Raw genomic sequence first — 15,073 nt, 5'->3', positions numbered from 1 at the left:
AAAGCCGTGATTCCCGGCGTGGTCATGGTCTACCGGCAGGCGAAGCCGGAGACGCGCGCCGCCATCATCGCCTTTCTAAAGGAGCAGAACTGAGTGGCAAAGCCGGTCCATTCCATGATCCGCGCACTCGACGAGGCGCGCTCGCTCGACTTCTACAGACGGGCCTTTGGCCTGGAAGTCACCGACCGTCTGAAGTTCGCAGACTTTGCCCTGATCTATCTGCGTCACCCCTCCTCACCCTTCGAGTTGGAGCTGACGGTCAATTTCGATCGCAAGGAGTCGTATGCGCTCGGCGACGGCTACGGACATCTCGCCGTGGTGGTCGAGGATCTCGATGCCGAACATGCCCGCTTCGAGCGTGAGAAGCTCGCACCGGGTCCGCTGCGCGACTTCAAGCACGACGGCAAAACGCTGGCGCGCTTCTTCTTCGTCAGCGATCCCGACGGCTACAAGATCGAGGTGATCCAGCGCGGCGGACGTTTCAACTGATCGAACCACAAAATCAAAATCATAAAAGGAGGAATGCCATGAGAGAAGTCGATCGTCGAAGCAGGCACAGCCGCCGCATCTTTCTCAAGGGCGCCGCGGCCGCCGTGCCGGTCGCGGCAGTCGCGACCAGCATCGCCGTCAGCATCGAGGGCGCCTGGGCCGACGAGGCAAGCGCGCTTTCGCCCGCGACGATGAAGACGCTGCTGAAAGTCGCGCGCGATATCTATCCACACGACGTCCTCGGCGACAGCTACTACATCACCGCGATCAAGCCGTGGGACGGAAAGGCCGCCAAGGACCCCGCCGTCAAGGCGCTAATCAGCGACGGCATCACCAGGCTCGATCAGAACGCGCGTGATCGCCACAAGGCGCCCTATGTCGAAGTGCCCTGGGAAGCCGACCGCGTGGTGCTTTTGAAGGAGATCGAGCAGAGCGACTTCTTCCAGAAGGTGCGCGGCGACCTCGTCGTCTCTCTCTACAACCAGAAAGAGGTCTGGCCGCGGTTCGGCTACGAGGGCTCCTCCGCCGAACACGGCGGCTACATCAACCGCGGCTTCGCCGACATCGACTGGCTGCCGAAGGCTTAAGGCTCACCCAACGGTTCAGGAGAACGCATATGGCAAAATTCGATCTGAACGACTCCAGCGTTGTGGTGATCGTCGGCTCCGGTGCCGGCGGCGGCACGCTGGGCAACGAGCTCGCACAGAAGGGCGTCAAGGTCGTGATTCTCGAAGCAGGTCCCCGCATCGAGAATCAGGACTTCGTCAATGACGAGTGGGAGAGTTTCTCGCAGCTCGCCTGGACCGATGCGCGCACCACATCGGGATCATGGCGCGTCGCAAAAGACTTCTCGGGTCTTCCCGCCTGGATCGTCAAGGCGGTCGGCGGCTCGACCACACACTGGGCTGGCGCGTCGCTGCGGTTCGACGAGCACGAGTTCAAGGTGAAGAGCACCTACGGCAACATTCCCGGCGCCAACCTGCTGGACTGGCCGGTCACGCTCGCGGAGATGGAGCCGTGGTACGCCAAGGCCGAGAACAAGATGGGCGTGACCCGCACCAACGGCATTCCCGGACTTCCCGGCAACAATAACTTCAGAGTGATGGAGGCCGGCGCAAAGAAGCTCGGCTACAAGACGGTGCACACCGGCAACATGGCGATCAACAGCCAGCCGCGCGACGGACGCGGCGCCTGTCAGCAGATCGGCTTCTGCTTCCAGGGCTGCAAGTCCGGCGCGAAATGGTCGACGCTCTACACCGAGATACCCAAGGGCGAGGCGACCGGCAATCTCGAGGTTCGCCCCGCCAGCATGGCGGTCAAGATCGAGCACGATGCCGCCGGCAAAGTCACCGGCGTGGTTTACGCCGACGAGAGCGGTGCAATGCAGCGCCAGAAGGCACGCATCGTTGCGGTCGCCGGCAATTCGATTGAAAGCCCACGGCTGCTGTTGAACAGCGCATCCACGATGTTCCCCGACGGCCTCGGCAACTCAAGCGGTCAGGTCGGCCGCAATTACATGCGCCACATGACCGGTAGCGTCTATGCCGTGTTCGAGAAGTCGGTGCACATGTATCGCGGCACCACCATGGCCGGCATCATCCGCGACGAGGCCGCCAACAATCCGAAGCGCGGCTTCGTCGGCGGCTACGAGATGGAGACGCTGTCGCTCGGACTGCCCTTCATGGCGGCGTTCCTCAACCCCGGCGCCTGGGGACGTCCGTTCACCGCCGCGCTCGACGGTTATCCCAGGATGGCCGGGATGTGGCTGGTCGGCGAGGACATGGCGCAGGAAACCAACCGCATCACGCTCGATCCTGTCGTGAAGGACAAGTTCGGCCAGCCGGTCGCAAGCGTGCACTTCGACGATCATCCCAACGATCTCGCGATGCGCGCGCACGCCTACAAGCAGGGCGCTGCGGTCTACGACGCCGTCGGCGCCACCGTGAGCTATCCGACACCGCCCTATCCGAGCACGCACAATCTCGGCACCAACCGGATGAGCGAGAAGCCCAGGGATGGTGTGGTCAACAAGTTCGGGCAAAGCCACGACGTCAAGAACCTGTTCGTCTCCGACGGCAGCCAGTTCACCAGCGGCGCAGCCTGCAATCCGACGCTGACCATCGTCTCGCTGGCGATCCGGCAGGCGGATTACATTGCGGGTGCGATGCAGAAGAAGGAAATTTGATCCAATCTCGTTCGTCGTCCTGGCGAAAGCCAGGACCCATTGCCCCGGGAAGGAGTTCGGCGAAGGCTTCTTGTTCGGGACTCATACCGCCCATCGCTGATGGATTCCGCGGTATGGGTCCTGGCCTTCGCCAGGACGACATCAGGGCTATTCCGCTGCATCGAGGATGGGCGCAACCGTCGTCTTGAACGCCTGCACCGGCGCTGCCGTCTTGGAGCGGTAGATCAGGCAGGAGCAGCGCAGCAACGAAGCGAAATTGTTGACCTCGCCGTGATGGTCGAGCACCTCGGTGTAGAGCGTCGTCAGGAACTTGCCGACGCTCATGTTCTCCTTGGCCGCGATCTCCTCCAGCGTGTCCCAGAATGCCATTTCCAGCCGGATCGAGGTGCAATGCCCACCGATCCGCAACGAGCGGGTCTGGGATTCGTAGTCGCCTTGGGGCTGATGCGCGAAGAGATGGCACATGGCGTCCTCCCGTCCTGTTGCCATTTTTTCGCGATGCTACACCGCAGCCCGGTACCCCACAATCGGGACGGCAGCCGGAGATCGATCCATCCCGGTTGCGCGATTTTCTCGAACGTCCAATCCCATCAATGCGATAGATAGCCCTTTTCCCCAGCCCGCCACGTTCCTGTTGCCCAACACATGCTTTTGACGCAACACGGCCTAGAATGGCGTTCTCCGCGAATCCAGATCGAAGCCCAAGATCAAAGCCGAAAATCGAGTTTCATGCCCGTCCGCCAATTACCCGAGCAGGTCGTCAACCGCATCGCCGCCGGCGAAGTGGTCGAGCGTCCCGCGAGCGTGGTCAAGGAACTGGTCGAGAACGCCATCGACGCCGGCGCGAGCCGGATCGACGTCTTTACCGATGGCGGCGGACGCCGGCGGATCGGCATCACCGACGACGGCGGCGGCATGACCGCCAGGGACCTGTCGCTGGCGGTCGAGCGTCACGCCACCTCCAAGCTCGACGACGAGGACTTGCTGCAGATCCGCACGCTCGGATTCCGCGGCGAGGCGCTGCCCTCGATCGGCTCCGTGGCGCGGCTTGCCATCACCACGCGGCATGCCAGCGAGCCGCACGCCTGGGCGCTCAATGTCGAGGGCGGCGAGAAATCCGAGATCATGCCGGCGGCGCTGGCCCACGGCACGCGGGTCGAGGTCAACGACCTCTTCTACGCGACGCCGGCGCGGCTGAAGTTCTTGAAGACCGACCGGACCGAGGCGGAAGCGATCCGTGAGGTGGTGCGGCGCCTCGCGATGGCGCGACCCGAAATCGCTTTCACGCTCGCGGGCGAAGAGCGCGCGCCGGTGACCTGGGCTGCGGCGCTGCCCGGCGTCGCCGGTCGCCTGACCCGTCTCGGCGACATCCTGGGGGCGGAGTTCCGCAGCCATGCCATCGAGGTCCATGCCGAGCGCGAGGGCGTGGTGGTCGCCGGCTATGCCGCAGCGCCGGCGCTGACCAAAGCCAACGCGCTCGGGCAATATCTCTTCGTCAACGGCCGCCCGGTGCGCGACAAGCTGATCCTAGGGGCAGTCCGCGGGGCCTATGCCGACTATCTGCCGCGCGACCGCCATCCGGTGCTGGCGCTGTTTGTCACGCTCGATCCGCGCGAGGTCGACGCCAACGTGCATCCGGCCAAGACCGAGGTGCGGTTTCGCAACGCCGGCCTCGTCCGCGCGCTGATCGTGCACGGATTGAAGGACGGGCTTGCGCGGGAGGGCCGGCGCACCGCCGCCAACAGCGGCGAAAGCGCGCTGTCCTCGTTCCGCCCCGCATTCACGCCGCGCCCGGCAAGCTGGGACTGGCGCCAGTCGCCATCCGCCCCGGTCGCGCCGATGCCGTCATTCGACGGTGCCGCCGTGCCGGCCTTCGCCGAGCGCGCACAGGCCGCGTTCGATGTCGGCGCACCCAGCGCGGACGTGCGGATCGAATCCCAGCCAGTCAGTGACCTGGTCGACCGCCCGCTCGGCGCTGCGCGCACCCAGATCCACGAGACCTATATCGTCTCGCAGACCCGCGACGGCCTGATCATCGTCGACCAGCACGCCGCGCATGAACGCATCGTCTATGAACGGCTGAAGGCCTCGCTGGCGGCCAACGGCGTGCAGCGGCAGATCCTGCTGATCCCCGAGATCGTCGAGATGGACGAGGCCACGGTGGAGCGCCTGCTCGAGCGCAGCGAGGAGCTGGCGTCGTTCGGCCTTGCGATCGAATCCTTCGGCCCCGGCGCGGTTGCGGTGCGCGAGACGCCGTCGCTGCTCGGCAAGACCAACGCCGGCGGCCTGTTGCGCGATCTTTCCGAGCACATGGCCGAGTGGGACGAGGCGCTGCCTCTGGAGCGCCGCCTGATGCACGTCGCCGCCACCATGGCCTGCCACGGCTCGGTGCGCGCCGGCCGCAGGCTGCGACCGGAGGAGATGAATGCCCTGCTCCGCGAGATGGAGGACACCCCGAACTCCGGCCAGTGCAATCACGGCCGGCCGACCTATGTCGAGCTGAAGCTGTCGGATGTCGAGAAGCTGTTCGGGCGACGGTAACGTTCGAAATTACGGCCGCTTCAAAAACACGAACTCCGTGTCGTCATAAGCGCGCCGCTCCAATTCCTCGAAGCCTTCCGGCGTGACGAACTGCGCAGCCTTCGCCTCTTCCACCACGAGCAGCGCGCCCGGCGTGAGCCAGCCCCCGTCGCGCAAGCTCGCAAGCGCCTTCTCCGCAAACCCTTTGCCATAGGGCGGATCGAGGAACACCAGCGAGAACGGCTCGACCGGATGCGCAGGCCCGAGATCGGTGGCATCACGGCGATAGACTTTTGTCACGCCACCCAGGCCCAGCGTCTCGACATTATTCCGCAGCAGGGCGCGCGCTTCCGCGCCGTTGTCGACGAACAGCGTGAACTTCGCGCCGCGTGAAGACGCTTCGATTCCCAGCGCACCGGTGCCGGCGAAGAGATCGAGCACGCGCGCATCCGCAATCGGATCGTCATAGGCGTGCACGAGGATGTTGAACACGGACTCACGCAGGCGGTCCGCCGTGGGGCGGATGTCGCGCGAGGACGGTGAGGCCAGATTGCGCCCCTTCAGTCGACCGCCGACTACGCGCAACGTCAGTCCTCCTTCGGCGCCAGATCGCGCTTGCCGTGATAGCCGCGCTTGGGACGGCGCGGCGGGCCGTAGCCGCTCGCCTCAGCCTCGTTGCGCTCGCGCGCTTCCTCGCTGCCGGTGCGTTGCACCAGCACGCGGCGGCCCTTGCGGTCGTTGATCACGCCGCGCTTGGTCGCCGGCTTCTTCTCGCGCGGCACGTCGTCGCCCTCATGCGAGGCAGATTTCTGCGGCACGTCGAACTGCGCGCCCGATTTCTCGATGATCTTTTCGCCGAGCTGGTCGCGCAGCACGCGGGACTTGATCTCCTCGACCTGGCCCTCGGGGACCTCGCCGAGCTGGAACGGGCCGTAGGAGACCCGGATCAGCCGGTTCACCTCGAGCCCGAGATGAGCGCAGACGTTGCGCACTTCGCGGTTCTTGCCCTCGCGGATCGCGAAAACCAGCCAGACATTCGCGCCCTGGTCACGCTCCAGCGTGGCGTCGATCGGACCGTATTTGATGCCCTCGATCTCGATGCCGTTCTTCAGCTCGTCGAGCTGCGCCTGCGTGACGTCGCCATGGGCGCGGACACGGTAGCGGCGCAGCCAGCCGGTGTCCGGCAGCTCGAGCGTGCGCGCGAGCCCGCCATCATTGGTGAGCAGCAGCAGGCCCTCGGTGTTGAAGTCGAGCCGGCCGACGCTGATCAGCCGCGGCAGACCTTCGGGCAGATTGTCGAACACGGTCGGACGGCCCTCGGGATCGTCATGCGTCGTCATGAGGCCGCGGGGCTTGTGATAGAGGAACAGCCGCGTGCGCTCGCGCTCCGGCAACGGCTTGCCGTCGACAGTGACGACATCGTTCGAGGTGATGTCGAGCGCCGGCGAATTGATGACACGGCCGTTGACGCTGACGCGGCCCTGCGTGACCATCTCCTCGGCATCGCGGCGCGAGGCGAGGCCCGCGCGCGACAGCACCTTGGCGATACGCTCGCCGGCCTTCTTCGGCTTGGTCTCTTCCTCGCGGCGCGGCCGCCGCTCGGAATCACGATCGCGCTCGCGATAGGCGCCGCGACCGCCGAAGGCCGGACGCTTCTCGAAGATCCTGCTCTCGTCCTCGTTTTCGCGGCGTGGACGATCGCCGGAACGCGCTTCGCTGCGGGGATGCTCGTGCCAGTCGGAACGGCCCTCGGAACGCTCGCGCGGACGATCGAATTTCGGGCGATCGCCGCCGCGATCGAACCTCGGACGATCATCGCGTGGACGATCGAACTTGGGACGATCGAATTTGGGCCGCTCGCGGAACGGACGATCGCCCGATGGACGATCGTCGCGCGAACGCGAAAAGCGCGGACGGTCGTCGCCGCCGCCTTGCCGATCATCGCGCTTCTGCCAGGGCTTGTCCCCACCGCGGTCGCTGCCGCCAAAATCCTTGCGCGGACCCTTGCTGAAGTCCTTGCGCGGCGGCCGGTCGCCGCGAGGCGCCGCATCGCGCTTCTGCCAGGGTTTTGAATCGCTGCGCTCGCTGCGATTGCGGTCCGGTGCGCCGCGCGAAAACTTCCGCTCGCCGTCGAACTTGCGTTCCGGACGGTCGCCACGCGGCGCATAAGGTCGCTTGTCGCCAAACTTCGCGTCACCGGTTCGGCCGGCCGGACGGGAATCGTCGCGATCCCTGCGCGGCGGACGGTCATCACGCCCATAGGACGGGCGATCACCGCGCGGCTTGAACGGCCGCTTGTCGCCATCGCGCGAGGGGCGATCAGAAAATGGGCGGTCACCACGGGGCTTGAACGGGCGCTTCTCGCCGTCGCGCGACGGACGATCGGAAAACGGACGGTCTTCACGCGGCTTGAAGGGACGATCGCCGCGCGGCTTGAAGCTGCGCTCGCCACGATCCTCGCCGCGCGGCCGGTCTTCACGCGGCCGGTCTTGGCGATTGAATTTCGGGCGGTCGCTGAAGTCGCGGCGCGGGGCATCGCCCTCCTCGCGGCGGCGGAATGATGGACGGCTGTCGCGGTCGCCGCGGGGCGGGCGGGCGTCGCCTTTGTCCCCGGGAGGGCCGCGCTTGGCGAACTTCTTGTCGGGTCCGCGTGGCTTGCCGGAGCGGCCCTTGGCGGGGCCGCCCTTGGCCGGGCCGCGATCACGCCGGCCGCGGGAATCGTTGTCTTTGTCGCTGTCGCGAGGCATGAATAATCTCACTCAGGGGATGGCCAGAAAGCATTGTGCGCGCTCGTCTCGAGCCGCATGCTCAGGCAAATTCGGTCAAGCACTTCTGCTGAAGGCGCAGCTACTAGCAGGTTTCTCGCGATGATACGAGGCTTGAAAGCCCCCTCTTTCATGGATTTGGCGCTCAAAACGGCCGAAAACGCCGGAAAGGCGGGCGAAGTTCCGATCGGATGTGTCGTGGTCCGCAATTACGAGGTCATCGCCACCGCGGCGAACCGGACGTTAACCGATTACGACCCCACGGCCCATGCCGAGATCGTTGCGCTGCGCGAGGCGGCCAAAAAGATCGGCAGCGAGCGTCTGGTCGACTGCGACCTCTACGTGACGCTGGAGCCGTGCACCATGTGTGCGGGCGCGATCTCGTTTGCAAGGGTGAGGCGCCTGTATTACGGCGCCGCCGACCCCAAGGGCGGCGCGGTTGAATCAGGTGTGCGGTTCTTCACCTCGCCGACCTGCCATCACGTCCCGGATGTCTATTCCGGGGTCGGCGAAAGCGAGTCGGCGCGGATGCTGAAGGACTTCTTTCGCGAGCGGCGCTAAGGCGCGGCAAAGAACTCGCGCAGCGCCTTCGCGGTGACGCCGGGATTTTCCTCGGTGAGGAAGTGGCCGGAATCCACCGGCATGCCGTCCACGTTCGTCGCCCATTGCTTCCAGATGTCGAGCGGGGTGGCGGCGGCTTGCGCCACGCCGGCATTGCCCCACAGCGCCAGCATCGGAATGGTGATCTTCTTGCCGGCCTCGAAATCGGCCTTGTCGAGATCGTAGTCGAAATAGGCGCCGGCGCGATAATCCTCGCACATCGCGTGGACGCGGGCGGGATCGCGGAACGGGGCGATGTAGTGTTCGAGCGCACGCTTGTCGATCGCATCGAGCGTCTTCGATTTGGTCTGGCTCGCCATCTTGAAGCGCAGGAAGAACTCGCCATTGCTCGCGACCAGCGTCTCCGGCAGCGGATAGGGCTGCGCCAGAAAAGTCCAGTGATAGATCTTCAGCGCATAGGCGCGGTTCATCCGCTCCCAGTAATTGTAGGTCGGCAGGATATCGAGCACCGCAAGCTTCGACAGCCGGCCGGGATGATCGAGCGCCAGCCGATACGAGACGCGGCCGCCGCGATCGTGGCCGGCGAGCGCGAAGTGCACGTGGCCGAGCCGCTCCATCGCCTCGACCATGGCCTTGGCCATCGCGCGCTTGCTGTAGGGCATGTGCAGCGCGTCGCTCTCGGGCATGTCGGACCAGCCATAGCCGGGCAGATCGGCGATGATCAGCGTGAACCGGTCGGCCAGTTGCGGCGCCACGCGGTGCCACATCACGTTGGTCTCGGAGAAGCCGTGCAGCAGCAACAGCGGCGGTCCCTTGCCGCCGACGCGGGCGAAGATGCGGCCGAAGGAGGTGTTGATCCATTCGGAGGCGAAGCCGGGATAGAGGTCGGCGAGATCGGACATCTTCTGCATCCTTATCTGTCAGCGTGGGATCTGCTCGGTCTTGAGAATGCCCAAAACAAAAAAGTCGAAAAACAACCCCATGCACAGTAGCTAAGTCCAACAGCCGCCTACATAATTTCGGAGCGCCGACGGGCGGGGCGGAAATTGCGCGCGTGTGCGAAAAAAGCCTGTCAGCCCTTGGCCTTCTCGGCGTCCACCGCCTGCCAGCCGATGTCGCGGCGGCAGAAGCCTTCCGGCCAATTGATGCGGTCGACGGCCTGGTAGGCGCGCACCTGCGCTTCCGTCACGGTCTTGCCGAGCGCGCAGACATTGAGCACGCGGCCGCCATTGGCGAGGATGGCGCCGTCCTTCTCGACCGTGCCGGCGTGGAAGATCTCGGCGGTCTCGACCTCTGAGGCGTCATCGAGCCCCTCGATCCGCGTGCCTTTCTGGTAATCGCCGGGATATCCCTTCGCCGCCATCACCACCGTGAGCGCGGCCTCCGGATGCCAGCGCAGATCGAAATTCCTCAGCTGCCCGTCGCAGGCGGCGAGGAAGGCCGGCACGATGTCCGACATCATCCTGAGCATCAGCACCTGGCACTCGGGATCGCCGAAGCGGACGTTGAACTCGAACAGTTTTGGCCCTTGCGTCGTCAGCATGATGCCGGCGTAGAGGATGCCACGGAAGGGCGTGCCGCGCTGCTTCATGCCTGATACCGTAGGCCTGATGATCTTGGCCATGATCGCGTCATGGATCGCCGGCGTCACCAGCGGCGTCGGCGAATAGGCGCCCATGCCGCCGGTGTTCGGACCGACGTCATGGTCGAACACGCGCTTGTGGTCCTGCGCGGACGCCAGCGGAATGGCGGTCTCGCCGTCGCACAGCGCGAAGAAGCTGATCTCGCGGCCCGGCAGAAACTCCTCGATCACGACCTCGGCGCCGGCCTCGCCGAAGCCGCCCTCGAACATCATGGCGATGGCGTCCTCCGCCTCGCGCACCGACTTGGCGACGACGACGCCCTTGCCGGCGGCAAGGCCGTCGGCCTTGACCACGATCGGCGCGCCCTGGCTCTGGACGTAAGCACGCGCATCGGCGGCGTTGGTGAATCGCTTGTAGGCGCCGGTCGGAATGCCGAACTCGGTGCACAGCGCCTTGGTGAAGCCCTTCGAGCTTTCGAGCTGGGCGGGGATCTTGTTCGGCCCGAACGCCTTGATGCCGGCGGCGGTGAGGTCATCGACGATCCCGGCCGCCAGCGGCGTCTCCGGGCCGACCACCACGAGCTTGACCGCGTTCGCCTTGCAGAAGTCGATCACGGCGGCATGGTCGGCGACGTCGAGCGCCACGCATTCCGCCTCGCGCGCGATCCCGGCATTGCCCGGCGCGCACCAGAATTTGGTCACCAGGGGAGAGGCTGCGATCTTCCACGCCAGCGCATGTTCGCGGCCGCCGGAACCAAGCAGGAGAATGTGCATCGAGGGCTCAGAATTGAGGGGTTTTGCTGGGGCGGAGGTCGCACGAATCGGGGTGGGGCTCAAGGGGGTGTTGCCCCACACTCCCCGTCATTCCGGGGTCACGCGTGCTCCTGCTGTCCATGAGCGCTTTCCGCGGCTCACCTATTATAATAGCGCTCCACCGGGTCCACACGGATTGATTCAGCGTTTCTGAGCACGCCATAGTTGCGCGCCATGGCGAATCAAATCCCAGAGCCTTACTACGTCGCTTACATTGATGAGGCGGGCGACCCCGGACTGAAGAAAGTACGCCCAATTGACGATGTGGGCGCGACGGAATGGCTTTGCCTTGGCGCGGTGCTAATCAAAGTCAAGTACGAGCCCGAAGTGAACAACTGGGTTCGAGCGATCTTGTCAAAGGCTGGGAGCAACCGCGCCGACCTTCACTACAGGCACTTGTCCGCCTCTCAGAAGCGGATTGCTTTGGGTGAGATCGCTCAGCTCCCTTTGCGTGGCTTTGTTCTTGCGTCGAACAAGAAGAACATGCGGGGTCACCGAAATGAGCGAGCCGAGCGCGCTGGAGCCCAGCAATGGTTCTACAACTATTGTCTGCGCCTACTTTTGGAACGGGTAACAGACTTCTGCTATCAGCATGCAGCAAAAGAGCACGCAAAGGATCGTTTCGTAAAGATCCTATACAGCGAACGCAGCATTCATTCTTACGCTCAAACAGCAGCCTATCATGAGCTTCTGAAGATGCAGGCAAGAGCCGGGGCTCTCGTTCTTACGAAGCGACGAATTATGTGGGAAGTTTTGGATTGGCGGCTTGCCCAACCAGTATCGCACTCAGCAAGTCCGGGCGCGCAGCTTGCGGATCTTGTAACGAGCGCTTTCTATCAAGCTGTGGATACGCTTCCGCCAACGAAGTGGAATAACGAATTTGCAAGACTGCTGAAGCCGATCATGGCAACGGAGAGTGGGTCATCCATGGGCTATGGCGTCGCTCTTCAGCCAACGCCCACGTGGAAAGCGAAGCCGACACCAAGCAAAGGCAGATCTTCGAGTTCTACGGTTATAGGTTCTGGCCGTGACACATGAAGCACTTCCGTGAGCAGCGCGCCAGCCGTGGGGTAGACCGAAGCCGAAGCCGTTGGCGATGTTCTTTGCGCATCAGGCACGCCCCTAGTCGATTGAGGAGCAAAGACACACGCCCTCGACGCTGCCCTTCTAGCGACGGCCTCTTCTCAAACTTTGACCAATGCGCGCAAGCGTAATCCGCTGCGACACTGGAGCCTGATCCGGTCCGCCCACTATTGTCCCCGTTGGAACGCTGTCCCTGTTCTTTACCACGTCAGGTACCCCGGCTTCCTTAGCCACCAATCTCCACTTTCTGCGGAATTCGGTCGTGGACCAAGGTAAGCCGGTAACATCGTTTATGATGATTGGGCCGGACGTCGGGAGCGCCAAAATGTCGAGGCCATGCTCGGCAGTTAGTTGCACGAAGCGCGGTCCCTGAGTGCGAAACCGGCTCTGGCGAAGTATTTCCGCAAGACGCCTGCACTCTGGATCTTCGAGCAGCGTAAAGCCAAACTTAAATAGAGCCCGAAGCCGCGCGATCATTTCATTCGCAGCGGCAGTCCGACCGCCAGAACCCGAAACTTTGTACCAGTAAAGCAGCGTTGGCGCCGTGATGCCTCGGACCTGATGGTGGCCGTATTTCTCACTTATCCGATCGAACGTGCGGCCCTGCTTGATGCGCACCTGATAGCGAAGTTTTTGGAAAGGCGAGTCCAAATCGCTTCGATAGGAAGCTATTAGTTGCTTGAGCGCTAGCGCCATTGTCCGTCACAGCCCCTCGGCGTGCAAGTACATCAACAGAATGATGGTGATAATCACAACCGCCGCAGCTATGCCAACCACTCCGTCTGCACGGATACCGGAGTAAAACGGCGTCACGCTGAGCCTTGGTATCGAGAGGGTTTTTCTCGCGCGAAGCGCCGGATGAGGGTCTCCATCCACGCGCACAAAGATTTGCGGAGACAGACCCCTCACCCGAGTGTGCCCGTGTGTACCAGCGGAGATGCCCTCTCCCACAAGGGGCGAGGGCACAGCAATCTGCGCCTCGATCGCGAAGCCACGCAATGGACTCTCCGATGCAAACTTCCGGTCTAGCCTCGTGAACCGACATGTAGCGGCACCACGTCAACGGAAGCGATGGGCCACAAGCGGAAGTAAGCCTTCGAAAAGCTCAAGGTTGAATGTTTCTTTTGGTGCATCCATAAGGATGCTAGGCTAGGCTACCGCCGCAACTTTCTTCCGGGTGGGTGCTTCTTCTTCACGGTCAACCTGGCGGAGCGGAAGCTAGCGTTGCTGACGGATCATATCGGGTTGTTGCGCACGGCGTTTCGTGAAACGCACCGACGCCATCCATTCACGATCGATGCCATCGTGGTGCTGCCTGATCACCTTCACACGGTGTGGACGTTGCCAGAAGGTGGTGCCGATTTTGCAATGCGCTGGCAGTTGATCAAATCCACCTTTTCGCGCGGCCTGGCGCGCAACGAGAGGATATCCCCAAGCCGCGCGGCCAAAGGTGAACGGGGCATCTGGCAACGCAGATATTGGGAGCATACCATTCGCGACGAAGCTGATTTCGCGCGGCATGTAGACTATGTTCATATCAATCCGGTCAAGCACGGGCTCGTCGACAGAGTCCGTGACTGGGCGCCCTCCTCGTTTCATCGCCACATAAAGTTCGGCAATTACCCGGCCGATTGGGCCGGCGATCAGTCGGATGACGGCCGCGATTTCGGAGAACGGGGATAGAGAAGCGATGGGTTTCGCAAGGGCTCAACCCATCCTACGAGCTTTGTACCAGTAAAGCAGCGTTGGCCCCTTGATGCCTCGGACCCCGGAGAATCGTACTCGCTTTCGGCACCTGCACACGGCGCCCGGATCGGCATCCGACGCAAGGAAACGCGCGAAGCCGTCCTGCTATGGGAGCGCCAGAATCGCCCGCAATTTCTCGTTCAACTGATCGATAGAAAACGGCTTGCCTATCGCGGGCGAACTGTTGAACTCCTCCTCGAGCGGAGGTCCGCCGTAACCCGTGCTGAACAGGAAGGGAATCCTTCGCTCCCGCAAGATGCGAGCTACCGGAAAAACAAGTTCGCCAGCCAGGTTCACATCAAGGAGCGCCAAATCGAACGATGCCGTCGTCGCGAGTTCGCACGCCTTTTGTACGTGGGCTGCTGAGGCAACGACCTTCAAGCCCAGTTCCTCAAGCATATCTTCGAGCATGAGGGCCACAAGGCCCTCATCTTCGACCAGGAGAACCTTGGCGCCGGACAGCTCAACCATTGGACGCTGCAGGCATAATGGGAAACACCATGCGGCAGCGAGTGCCCTCCGGCTCGAATACCAGATCGAACTCACCTGCGAGATCATGCTCGACGCAACGTTCCATCAACCGCGTGCCGAAGCCGCGCCGCTTTGGAGGCGTAACAGGTGGTCCGCCACGTTCGTGCCATTCGCAATCCAGCACGGCTTGCGAGCGCTCGCCGGCGCTGATCCGCCAAGTGAGCGAAACTGATCCATTCGGCACTGAGAGTGCGCCGTACTTCGCCGCATTGGTCAGAAGCTCGTTGAGCACCATGGTGATGCTAAGTGCCATGCGGGCGTCTAGCTCAACGTGCGGCCCGCTAGTCAGCACCCGTCCGCCCGACATCGGAGCGACGATATCGTGGACGAGCTTTTCGAAAGGGGTATCCTGCCAGTTTCGCTTCGTCAGCAGGTCATGTCCGCGGGCGAGCGCAAGCAGCCGTCCCGTGAAGGTCGGCAGAAATTCCTGCAGATCGGCGGCGTGACGGGCGGTCTGGTTCGCCAGAGATTGCACCGTGGCCAGGGTGTTTTTCACACGGTGGTTTAGTTCGTCGATGAGAGCCTTTTGAGCGTTCTCGGCGTTCTTCCGCTCGCTAATGTCGACGAGCATGTTGATGGCGCCGACAAGATTGCCGTCCGCGTCGCGCAGCGGCGTTGGAAAAGGAATAAACGGCACGCGTCTGCCGTCTGGACGTTCGGCCACCGCTTCGGCACCGCGAACCGGCCGGTTTTCGCGCAGCGCAACAGCCATCGGGCATTCATTGTGCGGCAGCGGCGAGCCGTCGGGCCAATAGAGCTTCCAGGTCACACACCATTCGTCGCCTGGCTGCGGCGTTC

15 protein-coding genes and 1 pseudogene are annotated in these 15,073 nt (G+C 63.4%); 8 read left to right on the top strand and 8 right to left on the bottom strand.

The window, feature by feature from the left end:
• The 4 genes and pseudogenes from IVB13_RS13795 to IVB13_RS13780 all read left to right on the top strand — a co-directional run.
• Positions 1 to 93, top strand: a pseudogene (locus IVB13_RS13795) (cytochrome C); the annotation flags it as partial.
• Positions 94 to 489, top strand: coding sequence for a VOC family protein (locus IVB13_RS13790; RefSeq protein WP_018453475.1), 396 nt, complete (start codon positions 94 to 96; stop codon positions 487 to 489).
• A gap of 38 nt (positions 490 to 527) precedes the next feature.
• A complete protein-coding gene (locus IVB13_RS13785; RefSeq protein WP_085383813.1) occupies positions 528 to 1,076 on the top strand; it encodes a Twin-arginine translocation pathway signal in 549 nt (182 codons plus the stop codon).
• Between the two features lie 29 nt (positions 1,077 to 1,105).
• Positions 1,106 to 2,674, top strand: a complete 1,569-nt coding sequence (locus IVB13_RS13780; RefSeq protein WP_085350087.1) for a GMC family oxidoreductase — start codon at positions 1,106 to 1,108, stop codon at positions 2,672 to 2,674.
• A 147-nt stretch (positions 2,675 to 2,821) separates the two neighbouring features.
• On the opposite strand, the gene IVB13_RS13775 is transcribed toward IVB13_RS13780, so the two are convergent.
• Complete coding sequence (locus IVB13_RS13775; RefSeq protein ID WP_018453472.1) at positions 2,822 to 3,139, bottom strand: ribbon-helix-helix domain-containing protein; 318 nt, start codon at positions 3,137 to 3,139, stop codon at positions 2,822 to 2,824.
• 264 nt (positions 3,140 to 3,403) lie between these two features.
• Between IVB13_RS13775 and mutL the strand changes: the two genes are divergently transcribed.
• Positions 3,404 to 5,215, top strand: a complete 1,812-nt coding sequence (gene mutL / locus IVB13_RS13770) for a DNA mismatch repair endonuclease MutL (RefSeq protein ID WP_247489211.1) — start codon at positions 3,404 to 3,406, stop codon at positions 5,213 to 5,215.
• Between the two features lie 9 nt (positions 5,216 to 5,224).
• Here mutL and rsmD read toward each other — a convergent pair whose 3' ends face one another.
• The gene (gene rsmD, locus IVB13_RS13765) at positions 5,225 to 5,779 is read right to left on the bottom strand and encodes a 16S rRNA (guanine(966)-N(2))-methyltransferase RsmD (RefSeq protein ID WP_018453470.1); all 555 of its coding nucleotides are present in this window, start codon (positions 5,777 to 5,779) and stop codon (positions 5,225 to 5,227) included.
• Positions 5,780 to 5,781: 2 nt separating this feature from the next.
• On the bottom strand, positions 5,782 to 7,941 hold the full coding sequence (locus tag IVB13_RS13760) for a pseudouridine synthase (protein ID WP_247489209.1): 2,160 nt from the start codon (positions 7,939 to 7,941) through the stop codon (positions 5,782 to 5,784).
• Between the two features lie 120 nt (positions 7,942 to 8,061).
• Here IVB13_RS13760 and IVB13_RS13755 point away from each other — a divergent pair, with 120 nt between their 5' ends.
• Positions 8,062 to 8,520 carry a nucleoside deaminase gene (locus IVB13_RS13755; protein ID WP_039798664.1) on the top strand — a complete coding sequence of 153 codons (459 nt, stop codon included), beginning with the start codon at positions 8,062 to 8,064 and terminating at the stop codon, positions 8,518 to 8,520.
• On the opposite strand, the gene IVB13_RS13750 is transcribed toward IVB13_RS13755, so the two are convergent.
• Entirely contained in the window at positions 8,517 to 9,422 is a 906-nt protein-coding gene (locus IVB13_RS13750; protein WP_026232536.1) for an alpha/beta hydrolase, read from the bottom strand. The genes IVB13_RS13755 and IVB13_RS13750 overlap by 4 nt on opposite strands.
• 170 nt (positions 9,423 to 9,592) lie before the next feature.
• Positions 9,593 to 10,876 carry a phosphoribosylamine--glycine ligase gene (gene purD / locus IVB13_RS13745; RefSeq protein WP_247489207.1) on the bottom strand — a complete coding sequence of 428 codons (1,284 nt, stop codon included), beginning with the start codon at positions 10,874 to 10,876 and terminating at the stop codon, positions 9,593 to 9,595.
• A gap of 213 nt (positions 10,877 to 11,089) precedes the next feature.
• Here purD and IVB13_RS13740 point away from each other — a divergent pair, with 213 nt between their 5' ends.
• Positions 11,090 to 11,953: a DUF3800 domain-containing protein gene (locus tag IVB13_RS13740; protein ID WP_247489205.1), complete on the top strand. Its 864-nt coding sequence runs from the start codon at positions 11,090 to 11,092 to the stop codon at positions 11,951 to 11,953.
• Positions 11,954 to 12,082: 129 nt separating this feature from the next.
• Here IVB13_RS13740 and IVB13_RS13735 read toward each other — a convergent pair whose 3' ends face one another.
• Entirely contained in the window at positions 12,083 to 12,694 is a 612-nt protein-coding gene (locus tag IVB13_RS13735) for a hypothetical protein (protein WP_247489203.1), read from the bottom strand.
• Between the two features lie 435 nt (positions 12,695 to 13,129).
• Here IVB13_RS13735 and IVB13_RS13730 point away from each other — a divergent pair, with 435 nt between their 5' ends.
• Positions 13,130 to 13,681: a transposase gene (locus tag IVB13_RS13730; protein ID WP_247489410.1), complete on the top strand. Its 552-nt coding sequence runs from the start codon at positions 13,130 to 13,132 to the stop codon at positions 13,679 to 13,681.
• 168 nt (positions 13,682 to 13,849) lie between these two features.
• On the opposite strand, the gene IVB13_RS13725 is transcribed toward IVB13_RS13730, so the two are convergent.
• Both IVB13_RS13725 and IVB13_RS13720 read right to left on the bottom strand, forming a co-directional pair.
• On the bottom strand, positions 13,850 to 14,215 hold the full coding sequence (locus IVB13_RS13725) for a response regulator (RefSeq protein ID WP_018453464.1): 366 nt from the start codon (positions 14,213 to 14,215) through the stop codon (positions 13,850 to 13,852).
• Positions 14,208 to 15,073, bottom strand: an 866-nt coding sequence (locus IVB13_RS13720; protein WP_247489201.1) for a sensor histidine kinase, incomplete at its 5' end; no start/stop codon positions are given. The genes IVB13_RS13725 and IVB13_RS13720, both read right to left, overlap by 8 nt.

Source organism: Bradyrhizobium sp. 17 (genome assembly GCF_023073515.1).
Taxonomy (GTDB): Bacteria; Pseudomonadota; Alphaproteobacteria; order Rhizobiales; family Xanthobacteraceae; genus Bradyrhizobium; species Bradyrhizobium canariense_D.
Note: the sequence above shows the minus strand (reverse complement) of the source record. Positions and strands in the feature narration are given on the sequence as shown.

Excerpts from the sequence above, each read along its gene's own strand:
- IVB13_RS13785 (WP_085383813.1), top strand. The coding sequence starts at position 528 with ATGAGAGAAGTCGATCGTCGAAGCAGGCACAGCCGCCGCATCTTTCTC.
- IVB13_RS13780 (WP_085350087.1), top strand. The coding sequence starts at position 1,106 with ATGGCAAAATTCGATCTGAACGACTCCAGCGTTGTGGTGATCGTCGGC.
- IVB13_RS13775 (WP_018453472.1), bottom strand. The coding sequence starts at position 3,139 with ATGTGCCATCTCTTCGCGCATCAGCCCCAAGGCGACTACGAATCCCAG.
- mutL (WP_247489211.1), top strand. The coding sequence starts at position 3,404 with ATGCCCGTCCGCCAATTACCCGAGCAGGTCGTCAACCGCATCGCCGCC.
- IVB13_RS13760 (WP_247489209.1), bottom strand. The coding sequence starts at position 7,941 with ATGCCTCGCGACAGCGACAAAGACAACGATTCCCGCGGCCGGCGTGAT.
- IVB13_RS13755 (WP_039798664.1), top strand. The coding sequence starts at position 8,062 with ATGATACGAGGCTTGAAAGCCCCCTCTTTCATGGATTTGGCGCTCAAA.
- IVB13_RS13750 (WP_026232536.1), bottom strand. The coding sequence starts at position 9,422 with ATGTCCGATCTCGCCGACCTCTATCCCGGCTTCGCCTCCGAATGGATC.
- purD (WP_247489207.1), bottom strand. The coding sequence starts at position 10,876 with ATGCACATTCTCCTGCTTGGTTCCGGCGGCCGCGAACATGCGCTGGCG.
- IVB13_RS13740 (WP_247489205.1), top strand. The coding sequence starts at position 11,090 with ATGGCGAATCAAATCCCAGAGCCTTACTACGTCGCTTACATTGATGAG.
- IVB13_RS13735 (WP_247489203.1), bottom strand. The coding sequence starts at position 12,694 with ATGGCGCTAGCGCTCAAGCAACTAATAGCTTCCTATCGAAGCGATTTG.
- IVB13_RS13725 (WP_018453464.1), bottom strand. The coding sequence starts at position 14,215 with ATGGTTGAGCTGTCCGGCGCCAAGGTTCTCCTGGTCGAAGATGAGGGC.